Origin of the sequence: Thermomonospora catenispora, from assembly GCF_006363815.1 — a bacterium.
GTDB classification, from domain to species: Bacteria; Actinomycetota; Actinomycetes; order Streptosporangiales; family Streptosporangiaceae; genus Thermomonospora; species Thermomonospora catenispora.
In genome coordinates, this window is sequence record NZ_RRYT01000039.1 from 1 (window position 1) to 22,944 (window position 22,944).

At 72.7% G+C, this 22,944-nt stretch carries 26 protein-coding genes; 11 read left to right on the forward strand and 15 right to left on the reverse strand.

The window, feature by feature from the left end; all coding sequences use genetic code 11:
• The 6 genes from EIO00_RS21395 to EIO00_RS21420 all read right to left on the reverse strand — a co-directional run.
• The coding region (locus EIO00_RS21395; RefSeq protein WP_140181775.1) for a PRC-barrel domain-containing protein at nt 1-407 on the reverse strand (407 nt) is incomplete at its 3' end.
• 106 nt (nt 408-513) lie between these two features.
• Nucleotides 514-825 (reverse strand): AzlD domain-containing protein, encoded by a 312-nt coding sequence (locus EIO00_RS21400; RefSeq protein WP_140181777.1) that lies wholly within the window; start codon nt 823-825, stop codon nt 514-516.
• 2 nt (nt 826-827) lie between these two features.
• Complete coding sequence (locus EIO00_RS21405) at nt 828-1,568, reverse strand: AzlC family ABC transporter permease (protein ID WP_140181779.1); 741 nt, start codon at nt 1,566-1,568, stop codon at nt 828-830.
• Complete coding sequence (locus EIO00_RS21410; RefSeq protein WP_140181781.1) at nt 1,565-1,843, reverse strand: chorismate mutase; 279 nt, start codon at nt 1,841-1,843, stop codon at nt 1,565-1,567. Before EIO00_RS21410 ends, EIO00_RS21405 begins: the two co-directional genes overlap by 4 nt.
• 481 nt (nt 1,844-2,324) lie before the next feature.
• A complete protein-coding gene (locus tag EIO00_RS21415) occupies nt 2,325-2,630 on the reverse strand; it encodes a hypothetical protein (protein ID WP_140181783.1) in 306 nt (101 codons plus the stop codon).
• The gene (locus tag EIO00_RS21420; protein WP_140181785.1) at nt 2,627-2,869 is read right to left on the reverse strand and encodes a ribbon-helix-helix domain-containing protein; all 243 of its coding nucleotides are present in this window, start codon (nt 2,867-2,869) and stop codon (nt 2,627-2,629) included. Before EIO00_RS21420 ends, EIO00_RS21415 begins: the two co-directional genes overlap by 4 nt.
• A gap of 306 nt (nt 2,870-3,175) precedes the next feature.
• Between EIO00_RS21420 and dnaE the strand changes: the two genes are divergently transcribed.
• Nucleotides 3,176-6,715: a DNA polymerase III subunit alpha gene (gene dnaE, locus EIO00_RS21425; protein WP_140181787.1), complete on the forward strand. Its 3,540-nt coding sequence runs from the start codon at nt 3,176-3,178 to the stop codon at nt 6,713-6,715.
• Nucleotides 6,716-6,796: 81 nt separating this feature from the next.
• Here dnaE and EIO00_RS21430 read toward each other — a convergent pair whose 3' ends face one another.
• A complete protein-coding gene (locus EIO00_RS21430; RefSeq protein WP_140181789.1) occupies nt 6,797-7,537 on the reverse strand; it encodes a DUF6882 domain-containing protein in 741 nt (246 codons plus the stop codon).
• Between the two features lie 128 nt (nt 7,538-7,665).
• Between EIO00_RS21430 and EIO00_RS21435 the strand changes: the two genes are divergently transcribed.
• A complete protein-coding gene (locus EIO00_RS21435) occupies nt 7,666-8,262 on the forward strand; it encodes a hypothetical protein (protein ID WP_241661506.1) in 597 nt (198 codons plus the stop codon).
• On the opposite strand, the gene ybaK is transcribed toward EIO00_RS21435, so the two are convergent.
• Nucleotides 8,146-8,637 carry a Cys-tRNA(Pro) deacylase gene (gene ybaK / locus EIO00_RS21440; RefSeq protein ID WP_140181790.1) on the reverse strand — a complete coding sequence of 164 codons (492 nt, stop codon included), beginning with the start codon at nt 8,635-8,637 and terminating at the stop codon, nt 8,146-8,148. The genes EIO00_RS21435 and ybaK overlap by 117 nt on opposite strands.
• Nucleotides 8,638-8,683: 46 nt before the next feature.
• Nucleotides 8,684-9,346 carry an LON peptidase substrate-binding domain-containing protein gene (locus EIO00_RS21445; RefSeq protein ID WP_140181792.1) on the reverse strand — a complete coding sequence of 221 codons (663 nt, stop codon included), beginning with the start codon at nt 9,344-9,346 and terminating at the stop codon, nt 8,684-8,686.
• A gap of 157 nt (nt 9,347-9,503) precedes the next feature.
• Between EIO00_RS21445 and hisD the strand changes: the two genes are divergently transcribed.
• The 8 genes from hisD to hisF are packed head-to-tail and all read left to right on the forward strand — an operon-like array spanning nt 9,504 to nt 15,215.
• Complete coding sequence (gene hisD / locus EIO00_RS21450) at nt 9,504-10,808, forward strand: histidinol dehydrogenase (RefSeq protein WP_140181794.1); 1,305 nt, start codon at nt 9,504-9,506, stop codon at nt 10,806-10,808.
• Nucleotides 10,809-11,909: a histidinol-phosphate transaminase gene (locus tag EIO00_RS21455; RefSeq protein ID WP_140181796.1), complete on the forward strand. Its 1,101-nt coding sequence runs from the start codon at nt 10,809-10,811 to the stop codon at nt 11,907-11,909. It begins immediately after the preceding gene.
• Nucleotides 11,906-12,499, forward strand: coding sequence for an imidazoleglycerol-phosphate dehydratase HisB (gene hisB, locus EIO00_RS21460; RefSeq protein ID WP_140181798.1), 594 nt, complete (start codon nt 11,906-11,908; stop codon nt 12,497-12,499). Before EIO00_RS21455 ends, hisB begins: the two co-directional genes overlap by 4 nt.
• Nucleotides 12,500-12,502: 3 nt before the next feature.
• Nucleotides 12,503-12,673, forward strand: a complete 171-nt coding sequence (locus EIO00_RS24625; RefSeq protein ID WP_175596298.1) for a hypothetical protein — start codon at nt 12,503-12,505, stop codon at nt 12,671-12,673.
• Nucleotides 12,670-13,299, forward strand: coding sequence for an imidazole glycerol phosphate synthase subunit HisH (hisH, locus tag EIO00_RS21465; protein WP_140181800.1), 630 nt, complete (start codon nt 12,670-12,672; stop codon nt 13,297-13,299). The genes EIO00_RS24625 and hisH overlap by 4 nt, the downstream gene beginning before the upstream one ends.
• A gap of 34 nt (nt 13,300-13,333) precedes the next feature.
• Nucleotides 13,334-14,053, forward strand: coding sequence for a bifunctional 1-(5-phosphoribosyl)-5-((5-phosphoribosylamino)methylideneamino)imidazole-4-carboxamide isomerase/phosphoribosylanthranilate isomerase PriA (gene priA, locus EIO00_RS21470; RefSeq protein WP_140181801.1), 720 nt, complete (start codon nt 13,334-13,336; stop codon nt 14,051-14,053).
• Nucleotides 14,050-14,448, forward strand: coding sequence for a RidA family protein (locus EIO00_RS21475; protein WP_140181803.1), 399 nt, complete (start codon nt 14,050-14,052; stop codon nt 14,446-14,448). Before priA ends, EIO00_RS21475 begins: the two co-directional genes overlap by 4 nt.
• Nucleotides 14,445-15,215, forward strand: a complete 771-nt coding sequence (gene hisF / locus EIO00_RS21480) for an imidazole glycerol phosphate synthase subunit HisF (RefSeq protein WP_140181805.1) — start codon at nt 14,445-14,447, stop codon at nt 15,213-15,215. The genes EIO00_RS21475 and hisF overlap by 4 nt, the downstream gene beginning before the upstream one ends.
• Before the next feature lie 240 nt (nt 15,216-15,455).
• Here hisF and EIO00_RS21485 read toward each other — a convergent pair whose 3' ends face one another.
• Entirely contained in the window at nt 15,456-15,722 is a 267-nt protein-coding gene (locus EIO00_RS21485; protein WP_140181807.1) for a DUF1876 domain-containing protein, read from the reverse strand.
• 224 nt (nt 15,723-15,946) lie between these two features.
• Between EIO00_RS21485 and EIO00_RS21490 the strand changes: the two genes are divergently transcribed.
• On the forward strand, nt 15,947-17,503 hold the full coding sequence (locus EIO00_RS21490) for an alkaline phosphatase D family protein (RefSeq protein WP_241661507.1): 1,557 nt from the start codon (nt 15,947-15,949) through the stop codon (nt 17,501-17,503).
• Between the two features lie 60 nt (nt 17,504-17,563).
• Here EIO00_RS21490 and EIO00_RS21495 read toward each other — a convergent pair whose 3' ends face one another.
• The 5 genes from EIO00_RS21495 to EIO00_RS21515 all read right to left on the reverse strand — a co-directional run bounded on the left by EIO00_RS21495 (nt 17,564) and on the right by EIO00_RS21515 (nt 22,853).
• A complete protein-coding gene (locus tag EIO00_RS21495; RefSeq protein ID WP_140181811.1) occupies nt 17,564-19,246 on the reverse strand; it encodes a CocE/NonD family hydrolase in 1,683 nt (560 codons plus the stop codon).
• 237 nt (nt 19,247-19,483) lie between these two features.
• Nucleotides 19,484-20,623 carry an acyl-CoA dehydrogenase family protein gene (locus EIO00_RS21500; protein ID WP_140181813.1) on the reverse strand — a complete coding sequence of 380 codons (1,140 nt, stop codon included), beginning with the start codon at nt 20,621-20,623 and terminating at the stop codon, nt 19,484-19,486.
• Nucleotides 20,624-20,674: 51 nt separating this feature from the next.
• Nucleotides 20,675-21,025, reverse strand: coding sequence for a hypothetical protein (locus EIO00_RS21505; protein ID WP_140181815.1), 351 nt, complete (start codon nt 21,023-21,025; stop codon nt 20,675-20,677).
• Between the two features lie 52 nt (nt 21,026-21,077).
• The gene (locus tag EIO00_RS21510; RefSeq protein ID WP_140181817.1) at nt 21,078-21,416 is read right to left on the reverse strand and encodes a hypothetical protein; all 339 of its coding nucleotides are present in this window, start codon (nt 21,414-21,416) and stop codon (nt 21,078-21,080) included.
• Between the two features lie 180 nt (nt 21,417-21,596).
• Nucleotides 21,597-22,853, reverse strand: a complete 1,257-nt coding sequence (locus EIO00_RS21515; RefSeq protein ID WP_140181819.1) for a hypothetical protein — start codon at nt 22,851-22,853, stop codon at nt 21,597-21,599.
• Nucleotides 22,854-22,944 lie beyond the last annotated feature (91 nt).

Below are 22,944 nucleotides of genomic sequence, written 5' to 3' on the forward strand. Positions count from 1 at the left end.
GCGGCCGCTCCCGGCGCGCCCGAGACGGTCGGGCCGGCGGCCCGTCCCGTCGCGGCCTCCTCCCGGCCGGCCGCGGCCCGCCCGGTGGCCGACTCCATGCCGTAGTAGCGGTAGAGCTGCTGCTCCTCGGCGGCGGACAGATGCCCCTTGGCGTCGACGTCCACGTGCGGGGCGTGCTTGATGAACTCCTTGTCGTATCCGGCCTCGACGTGGTCGCGCACCCACTGGGCGCGGCTGGTCGGCACGAACGCCTCCTTGTTGCCGAACAGCCCGGTCTTCACGCACAGCCATTCGGGCCGACCGGTCTCGTCGTCGATGAAGACGTGTTTGACGTCGCCGACCTTGCTCCCGTGATTGTCGTAGAGCGGATGATCCAGCACCTGCCGGACCTGTTGCTCAGTGATCATGAGGTACCCCCTTTTTCTCTGATCTGGAGTACCGCGATAAAACCGGAGGACTCGGGCGGCGACGGTAAATCCTTGGTCAAGCGGTGACGCGCCCCCGGCGCCGGCCTCAGCCGGCCGCCAGCCGCAGCAGCGCGGCGGTGCCCGCGGCGGCCGCCAGCGCCACCAGGAACGGGGCGCGCAGCAGCAGCGCGACCACCGCCGCGCCGAGCCCGGCCAGCCGGGGCGCGTCCAGCTCCAGCGCCCGGCCGTCGGCGAAGGTCTGCACCGCCACCAGCGCGGTCAGCAGCGCCACGGGGACCAGCTCGGTGAAACGGCGCACCCGCGGATCGGCCAGCACCCGCTGGGGGACGATCAGCCCGGAGAGCTTCAGCGCATAACAGCCCAGCCCGGTGGCCAGCACGGCGATCCAGACGGCCATCGTCAGTCCCCCTCCCGTTCCGCGGCGGGCCCGGTCTCGGCCGTCCCCGCGGCGCCGACCATCCCCGCCAGGGCCGCCACCGCCGCCAGCATCACCGGCACCCCGGGCGGCAGCAGCGGGGTGGCGGCGACCGCGATCGCCATCGCCGCGAGCGCCACGCGCGCCTCGGCGCGCCCGGCGGTCAGCCTCGGCCACAGCAGTGCCAGGAACGCCGCCGGCCCCAGCACGTCCATCCCGAACGCCTTCGGGTCGCCGATGCGGGCCGCGCCCAGCGCGCCGCCGAGGGTGCTGAGGTTCCAGACCGCGTACAGGCTGATCGCGGTGGCCCAGAACCCGGCGCGCGCCGACCTGGGGTCGGGCTGCGCGGTCGCCACCGCCGTCGTCTCGTCGATCACCATGTGCGCGGTGAGCAGCCGACGACGCCCGCGCGCCCCCAGCAGCCCGGCCAGCCGCAGCCCGTACAGCCCGTTGCGGGCGCCCAGCAGCACCGCGCCGAGGGTGCCGGCGACCAGGTTGCCGCCGCCTCCGAGCACCCCGGCCAGTGCGAACTGCGACGCCCCGGTGAAGGCCAGCAGGCTGAGCGCGCACGCCTGCGCCGTCGACATCCCCGCGGTGACCGCCGCCGCGCCGAAGGCCAGCCCGGACAGGCCCACCGAGATCCCCACGCCCAGCCCGTCGCGGATCGCCGAGCGTCTCGCGGCGGGGTCGTGCCCGGCGTGCTCGGCGGCGTCCACGGCGGTCATCGGGCCTCCTCGGCGGTCTCCGGGCCGGCCTCGATCACGGCGTTCATGATGCGGCTCAGGCGTTCGACCCCGAGCGCCGGCGCCCGTCGCGCCGTCGTCTCCACGATCCGCCGTTCCCACCGGGGGGCGCGTCCGGCCGTTCCGCCGACCGGCTCGGGCCGCTGCGCCGCGTCCACCTCGTCGATGGCCGCCCTGGCCCGCTCCGACGATGCCGCCTCCGCGGCCAGGGGCGGCCGCACCGCGAGGGTGCCGCCGACCGCATCCGCCGTCGTCATGCCGTCTCCTTCACTCCGCGCGGGCCGGCGGAACAGGACGCCGGCCCGAAAAAGCAAAGAGCAGAGGCCCCGGCGGGGAACTCTGCTCGGTCGGCTCCGGGATCGTCGCTCAGGAGAGGTCGACCGGCCCGCCCGGAGCCGGCCCGCCGAACCCGATGCGGCGTCGATCCACGGGCCCCAGCCTAGGCGTCTTCCCAAGTGTCCGCCAACTTCGTGGCGTTCTGTCCCGTTCCCCGACCGTTCGCGGGGGCCGGTCCCGTTCACGGAACACGCCCGTCTGGTCGGTCCGGCCGTGCGGTGCCGGATCGACCAGACGGGCGTGGTCGCCGCGGCCCGCCCGCCGTGGACCGGCCGCCATGGCCCGCCCGGGTGCCGCGGGCGGCGTCGGGACCGCCGCATCCGGTCCCGCCCGTGCGGACGGGACGTCGCGGGTCCGCCGACCGGTCCGGGCCGGAGCCTGGCCGGCCGGCGCGGCGGGAGGTCAGTCGCGGATGCCGAACAGCAGTCGTAGGGCGATCTCCATGTGGTCCAGGACCGGCTGCTCGACGTCGCCGATGTGCTCGATGAAGCGCTTGGGGGAGAACGGGCCCACGTCGTAGACCGCCGCGATGCCCTTCACGGGGGTGTCGATGCGGACGCTCAAGACCGTTTCGGGGACCTCTCCGGGGTCCTTGATCGGCACCACCTGGATGCCGCGCAGATGCGGGATGAACACGTCGTCGAGGACGACGATGCCCGTCCGCTCGCGGTTGACGGTCTGCAGTCGCCACACCTGGCCGCGCTTCACGCCGCACCCGCGGCGGCGCCCCAGAAATCCGGGTCGCGGTCGGCCTCCACGGTGTCCAGCCAGTCGTCGTCGTTCAGCGCGCCCGCCCGGCCGAGCTGAGCCAGGGCGTCCTCCAGCAGCGCCTTGCGCACCGACTCGCCGATGAACAGCGACCTGGACACGCCGATCCGCTTGACGTGCGCATCCAGCATGCGCAGCTGAGCCGTGGGCAGTGACACGTTGATCCGCTCAGTCGCCATGTCCACAACACTAATACACACTGAGCGTGTGTATCGCCGGTGTGTACGGCTGAACGGCCGGGTTTTTCTGTGACTTGGGACACAATGGGTGGAAGGCGTGCGATGTCGCAGTTAAAACCGACTGTTATGCGGCAAAACGGGCATCCGGAGTGTCGGGCGGCGGGCGGGGTCGGAGGGCGTTAGGCTCGCATCCACGCGTCGTCCCGGCCGCTGAACCGGGGCGGCCGCATCCTCCCTCGGTTCGGTTCGGGCGACACGTGCCCGCGGGCACGTGCGCGGTCGCATGCACTAGGAGGCGCAGCGGGCATGAGCGACTCGTTCGTACATCTCCACGTACACACCGAGTACTCCATGCTCGACGGCGCGGCCCGGCTCCAGCAGATGTTCGCCGAGGTCGAGCGGCAGAAGATGCCGGCGGTCGCGATGACCGACCACGGCAACATGCACGGCGCCTACGACTTCTGGAAGCACGCCAAGGACGTCGGCGTCACCCCGGTCATCGGGATCGAGGCGTACATGGCGCCCGCGTCGCGCTTCCACAAAAAGAAGGTGCAGTGGGGTGAGCCCTCCCAGAAGCGCGACGACGTCTCCGGCGGCGGCCTGATCAACCACATGACGCTGTGGGCGCGCAACAAGACCGGCCTGCACAACCTGTTCAAGCTGTCCTCGCGGTCCTACACCGAGGGGTTCGTCTTCAAGTACCCCCGCATGGACGAGGAGCTGCTGGCCGAGCACGCCGAGGGCGTGATGGCCACCACCGGCTGCCCGTCCGGCAAGATCCAGACCCGGCTGCGGCTGGGGCAGTTCGACGAGGCGCTCAAGGCCGCGGCCACCTTCCAGGAGATCTTCGGCAAGGAGAACTACTTCCTGGAGCTGATGGACCACGGCCTGGAGATCGAGCGCCGGGTCCGCGACGGGCTGCTGGAGATCGGCAAGAGGCTGGGCATCCCCCCCGTCGTCACCAACGACTCGCACTACACCCACGAGTCCGAGGCGGCCGCGCACGACGCGCTGCTGTGCGTGCAGGTGGGCAAGCAGCTGTCGGACCCCGACCGGTTCCGCTTCGACGGGTCCGGCTACTACCTCAAGAGCGCCGAGGAGATGTACTCGATCGACACCTCCGACGTGTGGATCGAGGGCTGCAAGAACACCCTGCTGATCGCCGAGCGGGTCGACCCGACGGGCTTCTTCGAGCACCGGAACCTGATGCCGCGCTTCCCGGTCCCCGAGGGCGAGACCGAGGCCTCCTGGTTCCGCAAGGAGGTCATGCGCGGCATGGAGCGCCGGTTCCCCGACGGGTACGACGAGGCGCACCGCAAGCAGGTCGAGTACGAGATCGAGATCATCACCCAGATGGGGTTCCCCGGCTACTTCCTGGTGGTCGCGGACTTCATCATGTGGGCCAAGAACAACGGCATCGCGGTCGGCCCGGGCCGCGGATCGGCCGCCGGCTCGCTGGCCGCCTACGCCCTGGGCATCACCGACCTGGACCCGCTGCAGCACGGGCTGATCTTCGAGCGGTTCCTCAACCCCGAGCGCGTCTCGATGCCCGACATCGACGTGGACTTCGACGAGCGCCGGCGGGGCGATGTGATCCGCTACGTCACCGAGAAGTGGGGCGCCGACAAGGTCGCCATGATCGCCACGTTCGGCACCATCAAGGCCAAGGCGGCGGTCAAGGACGCCGGGCGGGTCCTGGGCTTCCCCTACGCGCTGGGGGACCGGATCTCCAAGGCGTTCCCGCCCGCGGTGATGGGCAAGGAGATCCCGCTGTCGGCGATCTTCGACGAGAAGCACCCCCGGCACGCCGAGGCCGGCGAGCTGCGCAAGCTGTACGCCGAGGACGGCGACGTCAAGCAGGTCCTGGACCTGGCGCAGGGCCTGGAGGGGCTGATCCGGCAGTGGGGCGTGCACGCGGCCGGTGTGATCATGTCCTCCGAGCCGCTGACCGAGCACATCCCGATCATGCGCCGGGACAGCGACGGGGCGATCATCACGCAGTTCGACTACCCGACCTGCGAGACGCTCGGCCTGCTGAAGATGGACTTCCTGGGCCTGCGCAACCTCACGATCATGGACGACGCCCTGAAGGCCATCAAGGCCAACAAGGGCGTCGAGATCGACCTGCTCAAGCTGCCGCTGGACGACAAGAAGACCTTCGAGCTGCTGTCCCGCGGCGACACGCTGGGGGTGTTCCAGCTGGACGGCGGGCCGATGCGGTCGCTGCTGCGGATGATGAAGCCGGACAACTTCGAGGACATCTCCGCCGTCCTGGCGCTGTACCGGCCCGGCCCGATGGGCGCCAACTCCCACATCAACTACGCCCTGCGCAAGAACGGCCAGCAGGAGATCACCCCGATCCACCCCGAGCTGGAGGAGCCGCTCAAGGAGATCCTCGACACCACCTACGGCCTGATCGTCTACCAGGAGCAGGTCATGGCCATCGCGCAGAAGGTCGCCGGGTACACCCTCGGCGGCGCCGACCTGCTGCGCCGCGCCATGGGCAAGAAGAAGAAGGCCGAACTGGACCGGCAGTTCGAGTTCTTCGAGAAGGGCATGAAGAAGAACGGCTACTCCGACGAGGCCATCAAGGCCTTGTGGGACATCCTGCTGCCGTTCTCCGACTACGCCTTCAACAAGGCCCACACCGCCGGGTACGGGCTGGTGTCGTACTGGACCGCCTACCTGAAGGCCAACTACCCGGCCGAGTACATGGCCGCGCTGCTGACGTCCGTCAAGGACGACAAGGACAAGAGCGCCCTGTACCTCAACGAGTGCCGCCGGATGGGGGTCACCGTCCTGCCGCCGGACGTCAACGAGTCCGACGCCGACTTCACCCCCAAGGGCGACAGCGAGGTCCGCTTCGGCCTGTCGGCCATCCGCAACGTCGGCGAGAACGTGGTGGAGGCCATCATCGCCGCCCGCCGTCAGAAGGGCGCCTTCACCGACTTCAACGACTTCCTCAACAAGGTGCCCGCCCAGGTCTGCAACAAGCGGGTGGTGGAGTCGCTGATCAAGGCCGGCGCGTTCGACAGCCTCGGGCACAAGCGCAAGTCGCTGCTGATGATCCACGAGCAGGCCATCGACGCGGTCATCGACATCAAGCGCAAGGAGGCGATCGGCCAGGACTCGCTGTTCGGCTCGCTCGAGGAGAGCGGCGACGGGAGCGCGTTCTCGGTCGCCATCCCCGACGGGGAGGAGTGGGACAAGACCACCAAGCTGTCCTTCGAGCGCGAGATGCTCGGCCTGTACGTCTCCGACCACCCGCTGCTGGGGGTGGAGCACATCCTGGCCAGGGAGGCCGACACCCCCATCGCCTCGCTCACCGGCGACGGCGACTCCGACCGGCCCGACGGGCAGGTCGTCACCGTCGCCGGCCTGCTGTCGGGCCTGCAGCGCAAGGTCACCAAGCAGGGCAACTCGTGGGCGATGTTCCAGCTGGAGGACCTGGGCGGCTCCATCGAGGTGATGTGCTTCCCCTCGACCTACCAGCTGTGCTCCACGCTGCTGGTCGAGGACGCCATCCTGGTGGTCAAGGGCCGGCTGGACCGACGCGAGGACGTCGCCAAGCTCATCGCGATGGAGATCACCCAGCCCGACCTGACGGTGAGCGACTCGGGCACGCCGCTGGAGGTCGCCATGCCGATCGGCCGGGTCACCCCTCCGGTGGTGGAGCGGCTCAAGGAGGTGCTGAGCACCCACCCCGGCTCCAACGAGGTGCATCTGCACCTGCAGGACGGGCCGCGCACCACGGTGGTCAAGCTGGACGACTCGCTGCGGGTGCAGCCCTCGCCGGCCCTGATGGGGGATCTCAAGCAGCTGCTCGGGCCGTCCTGCCTGCTGTGAGGGTCCGGTGGGCGCGCGGGTCCCGCCCCGCTCCGTTCCGTCCGGGCGGGGCGGGACCGCGCCCGGACGGACGGGGCCGCCTCACGCCTGTGCGGAGGCCCGGTCGCCTTGGTCGGCGGCCGGCTGAGCGGTCCAGCCCGTCAGCCGCCCGTGCTCGTCGAAGGTCGCGCGGGCGAGGCCGCCGCCGGGCAGCCGGGCCTCCAGCCCGTCGGGCGTCTCCCGGTACGGCACCCGGTGATGGCTCAGCAGCCGGGCCAGGGTGAGCCGCGGGTCGTGCGGGAACAGCGTGACGGCGTTGACCACCAGCCGCGGCACGGGGATGACGTCCCAGCCCGCCCGCGGGGCCTGCGGGTCGTCGACGTGCAGGTACGCCGACCCGCCGTCGTATCCGGCGCCGATGTAGCCGCCTCCGCCCAGCAGCCCTCCGGCCACCACCGCGATCAGCTCGCCGCCGTGCCCGGCCGGGCCGTCGTACCAGGACAGATCGATCTCGGGGGTGACCAGCTCCGGCACGCCGAGCCGCTCGCCGATCTCGCGCACCGGAAGGGTCGGCCGCACCGCCGGGTGGTCCTCGCCGAACTGCGGATTGGCCCACCCCCACAGCCAGGTCTGCTCGCGCACCGCGTAGCTCCCCAGCAGCGACACCCGCACCGTGACGCCGCCGCTGGAGTAGGTCCGGGCGGTCAGGTCGGCGGTCCAGTCCTCGCGCGGCAGGAACTCCGCCAGCGTCTCTTGCTGCTGCAGGACCACCGCGGCCAGGGCCGCGCCGAGACGGTGGAAGGCGGGGCTGAACCCGGCCTGCGTCGAGGTGGGGGCGGACATGTCCGCACATTATCTCAGGGCGGGCGGCGCCCCGCCGCCCGCTCGGTCGCGGGGCGCGGGGGAGGAGGGCCGATACCCTTCCTCTCAGGGGGACACGCGATGTGTCATGGACACAGGGGAGCGCGCGAGTGGGCCGGGGCGTACGGGGGTTGCGGATCTGGGCGGTCACCACGCTGTCGCTGGCGGTCTGCGGTCTGCCGCTGGGCCTGCTGTGGGCGGCCTGGGCCCCGCCGGTCCGGTACGTGCTGCTGGAGGACTCCGTGGTGCTGGCCGACCCGGAGACCCAGGCGCTGATCGCCACCGACGGCCGGTTCGCGGTGATCGCCGCGGCCGCCGGCCTGCTCAGCGGTGCGCTGGCCTACCTGGCCGGGGGACGCGACAACGACGTCCCGCTGGTGCTCGGCCTGGGGAGCGGCGGACTCGCCGGCGCGCTGCTGGCCTGGTGGGCGGGGCACCAGACCGGGCCGGACGACCTGGGCGCGGCGCTGCGGGCCGCCGCCGGCCGGGCCGTGGAGGGCCCGGCCGACCTGCAGGCCACCGGGGTGGTGGTGTTCTGGCCGCTGTTGGCGGTGGCGATGTACGGGTTCCTGGAGGTCGTCTTCGGCCGGCTAGCCCCGCGCTATGCGGGCCACGGCGGCGTCGACGAGCCGTATCAGATCCCCGGGGTCCAGTTCCATCTGCAGGCCGCGCCGGCCGGCCGAGACGAAGACCGTGGGAAACCGTGAGGCCGAGGCGTCCACCACGGTCGGCAGCCTGCGGCGCTGCCCGAGCGGGCTGATCCCGCCGACCACGTAACCGGTCGCCCGTTCGGCCGTCGCCGGATCCGCCAGCCGCGCCTTCTTGCCGCCCGCCGCCGCGGCCAGCGCCTTGAGGTCCAGCTCGCCCGACACCGGCACCACCCCGACCGTCGGGTTCCCGTCCACGACGGCGACCAGGGTCTTGAACAGCCGTTCGCGCGGCACGCCGAGGGCGTCGGCGACCCGCGCGCCGTAATCGGCGACTCCGTGATCTACATCGTAAGGGTGGAGGGTGTAGGCGATCCCCGCCTTCTCGGCGGCCGCCGTCGCCGGGGTCCGGCCGCCCTTGCTCTTGGATCCCATGCCGGGAGTGAACCACCCCTCGACCCGTCGCGCCCCCGCCCCGGCGTCAGTTGGGGTGCACCGCGCCGGACAGGAACCGCCCGGCCGGGACCGACGGCAGCACCTCCAGCAGCCGGATCTCCCGTTCCAGCAGGTCCTGTTCCAGGCGCAGCCGTGACGCGGCGTCCTCGGCCTCCAGCAGCAGCTGCTCCTCGCCCGGATCCAGCACCGCCGCCGCGGCGATCAGGTACGACAGCCGCACCGGGTCGACGGGCGGCTCCGACGGCTCCTCGACCTCCGCGCCCACCGACAGCAGCCGCTCCCGGTAGACGCGGAACAGCCGGGCCGCCCCGGCGGCCGCCGCCTCGGCGCCCGCGCCGACCTCCTCGCCGAGGTGCTCCACCTCGCCGACCGGGTACGGCCCCGACCGGTCGACCTCCTTGAGGCGGAACCGGGCGGTGCCCACGGTCACCACGTCGAACCGGCCGTCGGCGTGCGGCCGGACGGTGCGCAGCTCGGCCGTGCAGCCGACCGCGGCCAGCCGGCGGGCGGCGCCCGCGCCGACCTCATGGCCGAGCTCGATCGCCACCACCCCGAACCGGCGCGGCTCGGGCGTCTTCAGCAGGTCCCGCATCAGCAGCCGGTACCGCTCCTCGAACAGGTGCAGCGGCAGCACCAGCCCGGGGAACAGCACCGTGCCCAGGGGGAACAGCGGCAGGCGTGCGGTCACGCCGCCAGCCTATGCCGCCGTGATGATCATGACATGAGGGGAAATCTCAGATGATGAAGGGCGCCGAGCCGGCCCCGCCCCGGCGGCGCGTCCCAAGATCTTCTCAAGACCTGAGACCGATGCCCGATCCGCGGGCGGCCCTCCGTAGACTGGAGCGGTGATCTCCCGTATCGACCTGCGCGGATCTCTGCCCGACGACCTGCGCTCGGTGCTGCCTCGCGCCGAGCTCGACGTCGAGGCCGCCCTGGAGAAGGTGCGGCCCATCTGTGAGGACGTGCGCCGTCGCGGCTCGGCGGCGGTCCGGGAGTACACCCGGCGGTTCGACGGGGTGGAACCGGCGTCGCTGCGCGTCCCGGCCTCGGCGCTCGAGCGGGCGCTGGCCGACCTGGACCCGGCCGTCCGCGACGCCCTGGAGGAGTCGATCCGCCGTGCCCGCCTGGTGCACCGCGACCAGCGCCGCACCGACGTCACCACGCGGGTCGTGCCCGGCGGCACCGTCACCGAGCGGTGGATCCCGGTCGACCGGGTCGGCCTGTACGTGCCGGGCGGCCGCGCCGTCTACCCCTCCAGCGTGGTGATGAACGTCGTGCCCGCGCAGGAGGCCGGGGTCGGCTCGCTGGCCGTCACCTCCCCGCCGCAGCCCGAGCACGACGGCCTGCCGCATCCGACGATCCTGGCGGCGTGCGCGCTGCTGGGCGTGGAGGAGGTGTACGCCGCCGGCGGCGCGCAGTCCATCGCGATGCTGGCCTACGGCACCGAGGAGTGCCGCCCGGTCAGCCTGGTCACCGGTCCGGGCAACATCTGGGTGGCCGCCGCCAAGCGCCATCTGCGCGGCGTGGTCGGCATCGACTCCGAGGCCGGCCCCACCGAGATCGCCGTCCTCGCCGACGACACCGCCGACCCGGTGCACGTGGCCGCCGACCTGATCAGCCAGGCCGAGCACGACACGATGGCCGCGGCGGTGCTGGTCACCGACAGCGTCGAGCTGGCCGAGCGGGTGGAGCGGGAGCTGGCCGAGCAGGTCGCCCGCACCAAGCACGTCGAGCGCATCACCGAGGCGCTGCGCGGCAGGCAGTCGGGCATCGTGCTGGTCGACGACCTGGAGGCCGGGCTCGCGGTGGTCAACGCCTACGCCGCCGAGCACCTGGAGATCCAGACCGCCGACGCCCGTGAGGTCGCCGCCCGGGTCCGCAACGCCGGGGCGATCTTCATCGGCCCGCACTCGCCGGTGTCGCTGGGCGACTACCTGGCCGGGTCCAACCATGTGCTGCCCACCGGCGGCTGCGCCTGCCACTCCTCGGGCCTGTCGGTGCAGTCGTTCCTGCGCGGCGTCCATGTGGTGGAGTACGACCGCGCCGCGCTGGCCGAGGCCACCGCCCGGGTGGTGGCGCTGGCCGAGGCCGAGGACCTGCCCGCCCACGGGGCCGCGATGAAGGCTCGCTTCGACTGGGAGATCCCTTAAGTGACGTCCCTGAACGACCTCCCGATCCGCGACGACCTGCGGGGCCGGGAGCCCTACGGCGCGCCTCAGCTCGACGTGCCGGTGCGCCTGAACACCAACGAGAATCCCTACCCTCCGTCGCCGGAGCTGGTGCGGGCGCTGGGCGAGGCGGCCGCCGAGGCCGCCTCCTCGCTCAACCGCTATCCCGACCGGGACGCGATGGCGTTGCGCGCCGACCTGGCCGCCTTCCTCAACCGCGACACCCCCGGCCTGGACCTGACCGCCGAGCGGGTGTGGGCGGCCAACGGCTCCAACGAGATCATCCAGCAGGTCCTGCAGGCGTTCGGCGGGGCGGGCCGCACCGCGCTGGGCTTCGAGCCCTCGTACTCGATGCATCCGATCATCGCCCGCGTCACCGGCACGCGGTGGATCAACGCCCGGCGGGAGGAGGACTTCGGCCTGGACCCCGCCAAGGCCGTCGCGGCGATCGAGGAGCACCGCCCCGACGTGGTGTTCCTCACCTCGCCGAACAACCCGACCGGCGCCTCCCTGCCGCTGGAGGCCGTCGAGGCGGTGCTGGCGGCGGCGCCCGGCATGGTGGTGGTGGACGAGGCGTACGCGGAGTTCCGCCGTGAGGACACCCTCTCGGCGCTGGAGCTGCTGCCCGAGCACCCCCGGCTGATCGTCACGCGCACCATGTCCAAGGCGTTCGCGATGGCCGGCGCCCGGCTGGGCTATCTGGCCGCCGATCCCGCGGTGATCCAGGCGCTGCTGCTGGTGCGGCTGCCCTACCACCTGTCGACGATCACCCAGGCGGTGGCCCGCACCGCGCTGGCCCACGCCGACGAGCTGCTGGGCTCGGTGGACACCCTGCGCGCCGAACGGGACCTGCTGGTCGGCTGGCTGCGCTCCCAGGGCCTGCGGGTCGCCGACTCCGACGCCAACTTCGTGCTGTTCGGCACGTTCGCCGACCGGCGCCGGGTCTGGGAGGCGATGCTGGAGCAAGGAGTGCTGATCCGTGAGGTCGGCCCGCCGGAGTGGCTGCGGGTGAGCGTGGGGACCTCCGCGGAGATGGCGGCGTTCCGTTCCGCCCTGACCACAGCCTTGAAGGAGACACAGTGAGCCGCATTGGTCGCGTCGAGCGCGGCACCAAGGAGACCACCGTGCTGGTCGAGATCGACCTCGACGGCACCGGTCGGGTGGACGTGGCGACCGGAGTCGGCTTCTTCGACCACATGCTCGCCCAGCTCGGCAAGCACGGACTGTTCGACCTGACCGTCAAGACCACCGGCGATCTGCACATCGACAGCCACCACACGATCGAGGACACCGCGATCGCCCTCGGTCAGGCGTTCGCGCAGGCCCTCGGCGACAAGACCGGCATCCGCCGGTTCGCCGACGCGTCGGTGCCGCTGGACGAGACCCTCGCGCAGGTCACCGTGGACATCGCCGGCCGCCCGTACCTGGTGCACACCGAGCCGGAGAACATGGCGCCGATGATCGGCCCGGACTACGACACCACGATGACCCGGCACATCTTCGAGTCGTTCGCGGCCAACGCGCGGATCGCGCTGCACGTCCACGTCCCCTACGGCCGCAACGCCCACCACATCGTGGAGGCCCAGTTCAAGGCGCTGGCCCGGGCGCTGCGCGACGCCGTCGCGCCCGATCCCCGGATGCGGGGCGTGCCGTCCACCAAGGGGGCGCTGTAGCGCATGGAGATCGGGGGCCTGCACTTCACCTATCTCAACGTCGCGCTGTTCGGGCTGGGGGTCTTCCTGCTGACCGGCGTGATCAGCTTTCTCAGGCAAGGACTCAAGGCCGGCGCGCTCCTCCTGCTGATGCTCACCGCGCTGGCCTTCACGGCGGGGGCGTTGTGGCTGTGAGATCCAAGGTCGTCATATTGGACTACGGTTCGGGCAACCTGCGCTCGGCCGAGCGCGCGGTGGCCCGGGTGGGCGCCGAGGTGACCGTCACCTCCGACTACGACGCGGCCATGAACGCCGACGGGCTGGTGGTGCCCGGCGTCGGCGCGTTCGCGGCGTGCATGCAGGGGCTGCGGGCGGTCCGCGGCGACCAGATCGTGGGCCGCCGGCTGGCCGGCGGGCGCCCCGTGCTGGGCATCTGCGTCGGCATGCAGATCCTGTTCGCCAAGGGCGTCGAGCACGGCGTCACCACCGAGGGCTGCGCCGAGTGGCCCGGCACGGTGGAGCGGCTGAACGCCCCGGTCCTGCCGCACATGGGGTGGAACACCGTGGAGGCGCCGGAGGAGTCGGTGCTGTTCCGCGGCCTGGACCCCGACACCCGCTTCTACTTCGTGCACTCGTACGGGGTGCGGCGCTGGGAGCTGCCGCCGGGACGGCTGATCCCGCCGATCGTCACCTGGGCCGAGCACGGGGAGCGGTTCGTGGCGGCGGTGGAGAACACCGCGCTGTGCGCCACCCAGTTCCACCCGGAGAAGTCCGGGGACGCGGGCGCCCACCTGCTGCGCAACTGGCTGTCCACGCTCTAGATCTCACGACAGGCACCGATCAGATGGGTTCGCGATGACACTGACTCTCCTTCCCGCCGTGGACGTCGCCGACGGTCAGGCCGTTCGGCTGGTGCAGGGCGAGGCCGGCACCGAGACCTCCTACGGATCGCCGCTGGAGGCCGCGTTGGCCTGGCAGGCGGCCGGAGCGGAGTGGATCCATCTGGTGGACCTGGACGCGGCGTTCGGGCGGGGCTCCAACCGAGAGCTGCTGGCCGAGGTGATCGGCCGGCTGGACGTCAAGGTGGAGCTGTCGGGCGGGATCCGCGACGACGAGTCGTTGAAGGCGGCCCTGGCCACCGGCTGCGCCCGGGTCAACCTCGGCACCGCCGCGCTGGAGAACCCCGAATGGTGCCGCGCCGTCATCGCCGAGCACGGGGAGCGCATCGCGGTCGGGTTGGACGTGCGGGGGACCACGCTGGCCGCCCGGGGCTGGACCCGCGAGGGCGGCGACCTGTGGGAGGTGCTGGAGAGGCTGGAGGCCGACGGCTGCCCCCGCTACGTGGTCACCGACGTCACCAAGGACGGCACGCTGCGCGGCCCCAACATCGAGCTGCTGCGCCGGGTGTGCTCGCGCACCGACAAGCCGGTGATCGCCTCCGGCGGGGTGTCCTCCCTGGACGACCTGCGCGCCCTGGCCGCGCTGGTGCCGGAGGGCGTGGAGGGCGCGATCGTGGGCAAGGCCCTGTACGCGCGGGCGTTCACCCTGGAGGAGGCCCTGGAGGCGGTGCAGTGATCCGCCGGATCGGCTCGGGCGCCCCCTGGGAGCGCGTCGTCGGCTACAGCCGAGCCGTCGCCGCCGGCGACCATGTGCACGTGACCGGCTGCGCCCCGGTGGACCTGACCGACGGCAGGGTGCTGCATGAAGGGGACGCCTACGCCCAGACCAAGCAGTGCCTGGCCAACGTGGCGTGGGCGCTGGAGCGGTTCGGCTGCTCACTGGCCGACGTGGTGCGGACCCGGATCTTCGTCACCGACATCGACCGGTGGGAGGAGTACGGCCGGGCGCACGGCGAGGTCTTCGGCGAGATCAGGCCCGCCACCTCGATGGTGGAGGTGTCCCGCCTGATCGACCCGGCGATGCTGGTGGAGATCGAGGCCGACGCCTACAAGCCGGGGGTGGGCCGATGAGCGTGGCGGTGCGCGTCATCCCCTGTCTGGACGTGGACGCCGGTCGGGTGGTCAAGGGCGTCAACTTCCGCAATCTGCGGGACGCCGGCGACCCGGTGGAGCTGGCCCGGCGGTACGACGCCGAGGGTGCCGACGAGCTGACGTTCCTGGACATCACCGCCTCCAGCGCCGACCGGTCCACCACCTACGAGGTGGTGCGGCGCACCGCCGAGCAGGTGTTCATCCCGCTGACCGTGGGCGGCGGCGTCCGCACCGTGGAGGACATCGACCGGCTGCTGCGCGCCGGCGCCGACAAGGTCTCGATCAACACCGCGGCGATCGCTCGGCCGGAGCTGCTGCGCGAGGCCGCGCACCGCTTCGGCTCCCAGTGCATCGTGCTGTCGGTCGACGCCCGGCGCGTCACCGGCGACACCCGCACCGAGTCCGGATTCGAGGTCACCACCCACGGCGGCCGTCGCGGCACCGGCATCGACGCGATCGAGTGGGTCCGGCGCGGCGAGGAGCTCGGCGTGGGGGAGATCCTGCTGAACTCCATGGACGCCGACGGCACCAAGAACGGCTTCGACCTGGAGATGCTCCGCCGGGTCCGCGCCGCCGTCACCGTCCCGGTCATCGCCAGCGGCGGCGCCGGAGCCCTGGAGCACTTCCCGCCGGCCGTGGAGGCCGGTGCCGACGCCGTTCTTGCCGCCAGCGTCTTCCACTTCGGCGACCTGAAGATCTCCGAGGTCAAGGACGCCCTTCGCAGGGCGGGCCACCCGGTCCGCTGAGCCCCGCGCCCCCCGGGCCCGCGTTCTCGGCGGGCCGATCCCGAGGGCCGGTCCCCGCGTCCGGCCGTCAGCGGGCGCCGAGGCCGACGGGGCCGGAGAGACGGCGGGCGGACCTCGGCGGGCCGTGCGGAGCGGGCGCGCCCGCCGCGTGCGCGCCCTCCGCCGCCCCGCCGCGCACCGGCCGGGATCGGCGGCGGCCGCGTCGATGCGGGATCGTCGCTGCGCGTTCAGGATGCGGGGTCAGTGCGTGAGCCGTACCTGCCGGTGCTCGATGCGGCTGATCTCCTGGGCGGCGGCGTCCAGCAGACCGTGGGCGAGCTCGGCCAGGGCGCGGGACACCGCCAGTTCGTCGCCGATGCTGGGCACGTCGGCGTCGCGCGGGTTGCGGCGGGCGACGCCGCGGCCGGTGAGGGTGGTCTCGGGCGTGGTGAGACGTGCCTCGGCCTCGGTGTGCCGGTCCCGCTCGGTGATGTCCACGGTCAGCTGCCAGCTCTTGGTGGCGTGCATGGTTCCCCCAGTTATGTGCGCCTTTTGGTGTTTCTTCTGATTGTTTGGGGTGTGAGCCCCGATGGTCGGATCGGTGCCCGTTGCAGGCGAATGAACACCTGGCTGAACGCGTGATGGCGGGTTGCGGCCACGGGCTTCCCGGCCGGGAAGAACATGAGTACTTTTCACATGTGACTGCTCTCGATCGTCGTGGCTTCCTCCGGGCGGGTGCGGCCGGAGCCGTGGTGGTCTCTTCGCTGGCGGTGTCGGCGTCCGGTGCGCACGCCGCGCCCGCCTACTTCCGGCACGGGGTGGCGTCGGGCGACCCGCTGCCGGACGGCGTGATCGCGTGGACACGGGTGACGCCCACCGACGAGGCGACACCGGGCTCGGGCGAGGGGCCCGTGGTGGACGTGGTCTGGCAGGTGGCGCGGGACGCGCGGTTCCAGTCGATCGTGGCGCAGGGGACGGTCCGCACCGGACCCGAGCGCGATCACACGGTGAAGGTCGACGTGCGCGGGCTGACCCCCGGCACCTCCTACCACTATCGCTTCCTGCTGGACGGCACACCGTCCCCGGTGGGCCGGACCCGCACCGCCCCCGCGGCGTCCGCGCAGGTGGAGGCGCTGAAATTCGGCGTGGTGTCCTGCGCGAACTGGGAGGCGGGCCACTTCGCCGCCTACCGGCACCTGGCCGAGCGCGGCGACCTGTTCGGGATCGTGCACCTGGGCGACTACATCTACGAGTACGGGACGGGGGACTTCAGCGCGGGCGGCACGGTGGTCCGCCCGACCGTGCCGGCGCACGAGACCCTCACCCTGGCCGACTACCGGATGCGGCACGCCCTCTACAAGACCGATCCGGACCTGCAGGCGCTGCACGCCGCCTACCCGTGGATGATCGTCTGGGACGACCACGAGGTGGCCAACGACACTTGGTCCGGCGGCGCGCAGAACCACGATCCCGCCACCGAGGGCTCCTGGGAGGCGCGTCTGGCGGCCTCCCGCAAGGCGTACTTCGAGTGGATGCCGGTGCGGGCCGGTGCGGGCGGCGAGATCTACCGGCGGCTGCGGTTCGGCCGGCTGGCCGAGCTCACCCTGCTGGACCTGCGCAGCCACCGGTCCAAGCAGGAGGGCGGCCTGGCGGTGGACGACCCGGACCGCACGATCACCGGTGATGCCCAGATGCGCTGGCTGAAGGAGGGGCTGTCGGCGAGCGCGGGGGAGACCCGTTGGCGGCTGGTCGGCAACTCGGTGATGATCAGCCCGGTGACGATCGGGTCGGTGCCCGCCCACCTGCTCGGCCCGCTGGCCAGGCTGCTGGGCGTTCCGGCCGGCGGGTATCCGATCAATCCCGACCAGTGGGACGGCTACACCGCCGACCGGCAGGAGCTGCTCGGCCACCTGCACGACGAGCGGATCGACAACACCGTCTTCCTGACCGGCGACATCCACACCTCGTGGGCCAACGACGTGCCGCTGACCGCCGCGACCTACCCGCTCACCCCCTCGGTCGCCACCGAGATGGTGGTCCCGTCGGTGACCAGCGACAACGTCGACGACTTCCTGAACGTCCCGCCGCGCACCCTCAGCCTGGCGGCGGAGGCCGCGCTGGCGCTGACCAACCGGCACGTGCGCTGGTCGGAGCTGGACTCGCACGGCTTCGGGGTGATCGAGCTGACCGCCGAACGGGCCCGGATGGACTGGTTCAAGCTGTCGGACCGCACCCGCCGGGACGCCGCCGCCGCGCCGCTGGCCTCGTTCGCGGTGGGCAGCGGAACCCAGCGCCTCACCCGGCTCTAGGGCCGACCGCGGGCCGCCCCGGCGCGCCGCGCTCGGACGGAGCCGGCGCGCCGGGGCCGGCTAGTCCTCCGCCTCCGGGTCGCTGCGCGTGCGCTCGGCGGCGCGCTCCACCACCGGGAGCATGATCGCCGAGGGGCGGTCCGGGTCGTGGAACACCTCGTGGCGCTGCACGACCCGGTTCACGGCGCTGCCCAGGGGCTCACCGGTTCCGGGGTTGACCGCCACGATGGGGAACGCCCCGCCGGTCACGTGCACCCTGACCCGGTGTCCGCGGCGGAACCGATGACCGGCCGGCCACAGCTCCACCGTCACCGCCCGCACCCCGTCGGCGTCGGCCGGAGGATCGCCGGGCCGCAGCCGTCGGCTGCCCTCGCACACGTTCAGCGAGGTCCCGTCCGGCGCCACGTCGCACAGCCGCACCACGAAGTCGGTGTGCTCGCGGTCGCAGCGCACGTGCAGCCGCGCCGACACCGGGCCGATGACGTCCAGGTCGGCGCGCAGCGGAGCGGAGGTGAACACCGCCACGTCGGGGCGCCGCTCCAGCGGACGCTGATCGACCGGCTTGCAGCTGCCCAGCAGGCTCGGCCCCGACAGCGCGGGCGTGGGGTCGGCGGGGTCGAAGACGTAGCGGGTGGGCCCGTCGCTCGGCGGGCCGTCCTCGCCGAGCCCGCCGCCCGGCTGCAGGAACCAGGGACGCGCCTTCATGCCCGGCGGCGGCCAGTCGCGATAGTCCCGCCACTGCTTCGCCCCCGTCACGTACACCCGCACCGGGTGGGCGCGGATGCCGGAGAAGTCGCCCTTGAGGTGGGCGCGGAACCAGGCCAGCGACTCGCGCATCGCCACCAGCCCGTGCCGGGCGTCGGCGTGCCACCACGGACCGATCGTCAGGAACGGCAGCCGTCCCGCCGCCCGCAGCGTCAGGTAGTCCTTGAGCTGCCAGGGCAGGAAGATGTCGTACCAGCCGCCCAGCAGCATCACCGGGGCGCCGACCTCGGCGACCGAGGCGGTGAAGTCCCGGCCGCGCCAGTATTCGGCGCCGGGCTCGTCGTTGGCCAGCAGGTCCTGCCAGAACCGCAGCGGCGCCCCGGTGGTCAGCGCGTCCAGCTCGGCCAGCGGTCGGCCGGTGGCGGCGGCCCGGCGCGCTCGACGCTTGGCCAGCAGCGCCCCGTTGATCATGCCCAGCCGCCGTTCCTGCCGGGCGGTCAGGTCCGACCACATCAACACGGTCTCCAGCGCGAACGAACCGCCCACATAGGCGGCGTCGCGGAACGAGGAGGCGGTCACCTGCACCGACATGGCCTTGAGCGCCGGGCCGGCGGCGCTCGCCACCGCCCAGGAGGTGTAGCCGAGGTAGCTGGCGCCGTAGCAGGCCAGCGAGCCGTTGAACCACGGCTGCCGCCGGATCCACTCCACGGTGGCCAGCCCGTCCTCCTGCTCTCCGCCCAGCGGGTCGAACTCGCCGCCGGACCCGAACGTCCCCCGGGTGCTCTGCACCAGCAGCTGGAACCCGAACGGCACGAACGGCAGCCCGTTGAGCATCGAGGGCAGCCCGCGCCGTCCGTAGGGGGTGCGGACCAGGATCGTGGGGGCGTCCGGCCTTCCGGCGGGGGCGTACCGGTCGGTCAGCAGCGTCACCCCGTCCGGCATCGGCACCGGGATGTCGCGTTCCACGGTATAGCGGAGCCGGCCGGTGGGCAGCGACAGCCGGCGGGTCGGGGCGGGCAGGCGTCGGATGAGGGGCATGCGTCCTCCTCCCGCGCCCTGCGGAGGGCGCCGCGGCGGCCCTGACCTGCACCGGACCGCCGCAGGGTCGACTGCTCTTCCGTAACCTACCCGCCGGTCACTCCACTTCGTCAGCGTCGCCGTCACGTGCGGAGCGCACGGGACGCCCGAGGCGCCTGGGACGCACGGGGCGCGCCGCGGCGCACCCGGTGCGAGAGCCGTGCGGTCGGCGGCGCGCCCCTGGAGGCGGCCGCCCGGTCAGCGGGCCAGGTGACGGGCGATGACCAGGCGCTGGATCTGGTTGGTGCCCTCGAAGATCTGCATGACCTTGGCCTCGCGCATGTAACGTTCCACGGGGAAGTCCCGGGTGTAGCCGTATCCGCCGAGGACCTGCACCGCGTCGGTGGTCACCTTCATCGCGACGTCGGTGGCGACCAGCTTGGCGATGGACGCCTGCCGCCCGAACGGCAGCCCGCGGTCGCGGCGGCGCGCCGCCTCCAGGTAGGTCGCCCGCGCCGACTCCACCGCCGCCGCCATGTCCGCCAGCAGGAACCCCAGGCCCTGGTGCTCGATGATCGGGCGGCCGAACTGCTCCCGCTGCCTGGCGTACGCCACCGCCTCGTCCAGCGCGCCCTGGGCCAGTCCCACCGCGCACGCCGCGATGCCCAGCCGGCCCGAGTCCAGCGCCGACAACGCGATCGGGAACCCCTGGCCCTCGGCGCCGATCCGCCGCTCCACCGGAACCCGGGCGCCGTCGAACAGCAGTTGGGCGGTGGTGGAGCCGGTCAGGCCCATCTTGCGTTCCGGCGGCCCGAACGACAGCCCGTCCATCCGACCGTCGATCAGGAACGCGCTGATGCCCCGTCCGCCGTCGTCGGAGGTCCGGGCGAACAGCACGTAGAAGTCGGCCTCGCCGCCGTGCGTGATCCACGCCTTGGTGCCGGTGATCACGTAGTGGTCGCCGTCGCGGACCGCCCGGGTGCTCAGCGCGGCCGCGTCCGACCCGGCGTGCGGCTCCGACAGGGCGTACCCGCCCAGCAGTTCGCCGCCGAGCAGCTCCGGCAGCCGTTCGCGCTGCTCCTCGTCGCCGTACGTCGCCACCGGGTAGCAGGCCAGCGTGTGCACGCTCATCCCGACCGCCACCGACGCCCACGCCGCCGCGATCTCCTCCAGCACCTGCAGGTAGACCTCGTACGGCTGGCCCCCGCCGCCGACCTCCTCCGGGTAGGGCAGCCCCAGCAGCCCGGCCCGGCCCAGGATGCGGAACACCTCGCGGGGGAACTTCTCCTCGGCCTCGGCCTCGGCGGCGCGGGGGGCCAGCTCGGCCTTGACGATCTGACGGGTGAGGTCGATGAGATCCTCGGCCTCAGGGGTGGGAAGCATGCGTTCTGCTGGCATGTCCCCATATTGACTGATGTGTCCGCATGAGTCGGACGGGGGTGGCCGGGCTCAGCCCTTGAGCTGCACCTCGACCGTCCGGGCGGTCACCGAGTAGACCTTCACCCGGTAGCCGGCGACGTTGCCGGACTCGCCGGTGCGCAGGGTGATCAGCCGACCCTCCACCCGGAGCGTCACGGTGTCGCCCTGCACGTCCACCAGCTCGGCCTCGGTGCCGATGGTGCGAACGCTGGAGTGGCCGGCGTCGCGCCGGAACTTCAGCAAGCAGTTCTTGGCGGAGCTGACGCAGCTGTACTCGGCGTTGGTGCTGCCTTCGCCGCAGGCGGCGACCCCGAGCAGCGGGAGCAGGGCGAGTGAGAGGGCCGCGAGGCGGCGGGGAGAGAAGTGGATCTTGCTTTTCATCGAGGGAGGACTTTAGCCGTCTCAGGCGGATCGCGCCCGTTGCGCCGCGGCGTCAGCCCTCGCCGCCCTGGGAGATCCGGACGACCACCTGCTCCTGGGTGATCGACTGGATCTGCACGCCGAAGCCCTCGACCTCCTGCCATCCGTCGACCGGCAGGGTGATCTGCTGGCCGGCGATCCGCAGCGTCACGCTGTCGCCCTGCACGCCCACCAGCTCCACCTTGACGCCCAGGATCGAGACGTTGGCCTCCACGCCCCGATCGAACGTCACGGTGCAGGCCTCGATGGAGCAGTCGGTGGTGACGCCCTCGCCGCCGCACGCGGCGACCGTGCCCAGCGGCAGCAGGACGAGGGGGATCACGGCGATCAGACGGCGGATGGGGGAGCTCATGCCGCCGAGTCTAGGTGCGTTCGCCCCCTCGTTCTCCCCTCCGCGAGGAGGGGCCGGCGTCGCTCCCGGGAGCGATCCGGCCTTCCGCCGCCGCGGACCGTATCGCACTCGGGCCGGATGCCGGGGTCGGCGCGCGGCGGCGTGCGGCGACGATGCGGAGGCGACGGGCCGGGGCACCGGCTAGAACATCAGACGGTCGGCCGCGGCGGCCCGCACCCGCTGATCCTCCGCGGGGTCCGAGCGCAGCCGGTGCAGCCGCAGCCGGGCGTCGTCGGTGAACGGGACCGCGGACACCGCCACGCGGCGGGTCTCCTCCTCGCAGTCCCACAGTCCTTCGACGGCGTAGGACTCGGCGGTGTGGGGGGCGGTGCGGGTCAGCGCGGTCAGCACCCGGGGCCGTAGATAGGAGTAGGCGGACTCCACCCAGATCGTCTTCAGCAAGGGGACGGCCTCGCCGGCCCGCAGCCTGCCCAGTCCCTCCACCGGGCCGGCCGCCGCCCCCCAGTCGCGGCGCTCCACCGCGGCCTCCAGCTCCGACATCAGCAGCGGGATGTCCTGATGGGTGCCGTGACTGGCCAGGATGCACAGCGCCAGGGCCTGGCAGCCGGTGTGCGTCCGCACCCAGGCCCTCGCCCGCGGCAGCGCCGCCGACCCGTACTCCCGCAACGCCCGGCACAGCGCCCCGCCCCAGCGGTCGTTGCGCTGCGGCAGCAGCTCCTCGGCCAGGTCCAGCAGCGCGGGGGTCCGTCGCCGCCCCAGCTCGAATATCGCCGCCACCGCCCCCTCGTCGTCCCGTCGTCGGGCCAGCTCCAGCAGCTCCGACTCCGAGCGGCCCGACCGCTCCCCGCCCCGGGCCGGCCCGCTCGGGCGGGGCGGTCGCGCTCTGCCGCCGGTCCCGGCCCGGCGCCGCTCCAGCGCGGCGGCGATCCGGGGCCGTCGGCCCGCCCACCGCCGGATGACCGGGTTGTCCGGGTCGACGGCCAGCCATTCCAGCTCACGGTCGTCGCACCGGGCCACCACCAGCGCGTCCAGCCCTTCGGCCAGCGCCGGATCGCCCAGCCGGACCAGCGCCTCCACCGCCTCGAACCACAGGTCGCCCTCCTCGGCGCAGGCCCGCAGCGCCCCGGCGGCCTCCCGGCGGCTCAGCCGGACCAGCTCGGTCAGCACCTCCACGGCCAGCCGCCCCTCCTCGCCGCAGCCCGGCTCCAGCAGCCGCTCGCCGATCGGCCCCGCCGGCAGCTCCAGGTCGACCACCAGCCGCGCGTAATACAGCCCGCGCGACTCCACCCGGGGGTCTTGGCGCGGATCTCGGCGAACACAGTCCAGGACCAGTTCTCCGGCCCCCGCGACCCCGGCCGCTCGCCGCGCGGCCCTGCCCAGGCCGCGCTGCAGTTGTCCGTGCAGCGTGCCCGCTGATTCGATGCCGACCTCGTTCACTGCGCCAATATGCGCAGACAGCGTCGAACCGGGCAAGTTTGATTTGCGCTCTCCCTCCCGCCCCTTCCCGCTCCGTCCGCTCCTCCGCGGG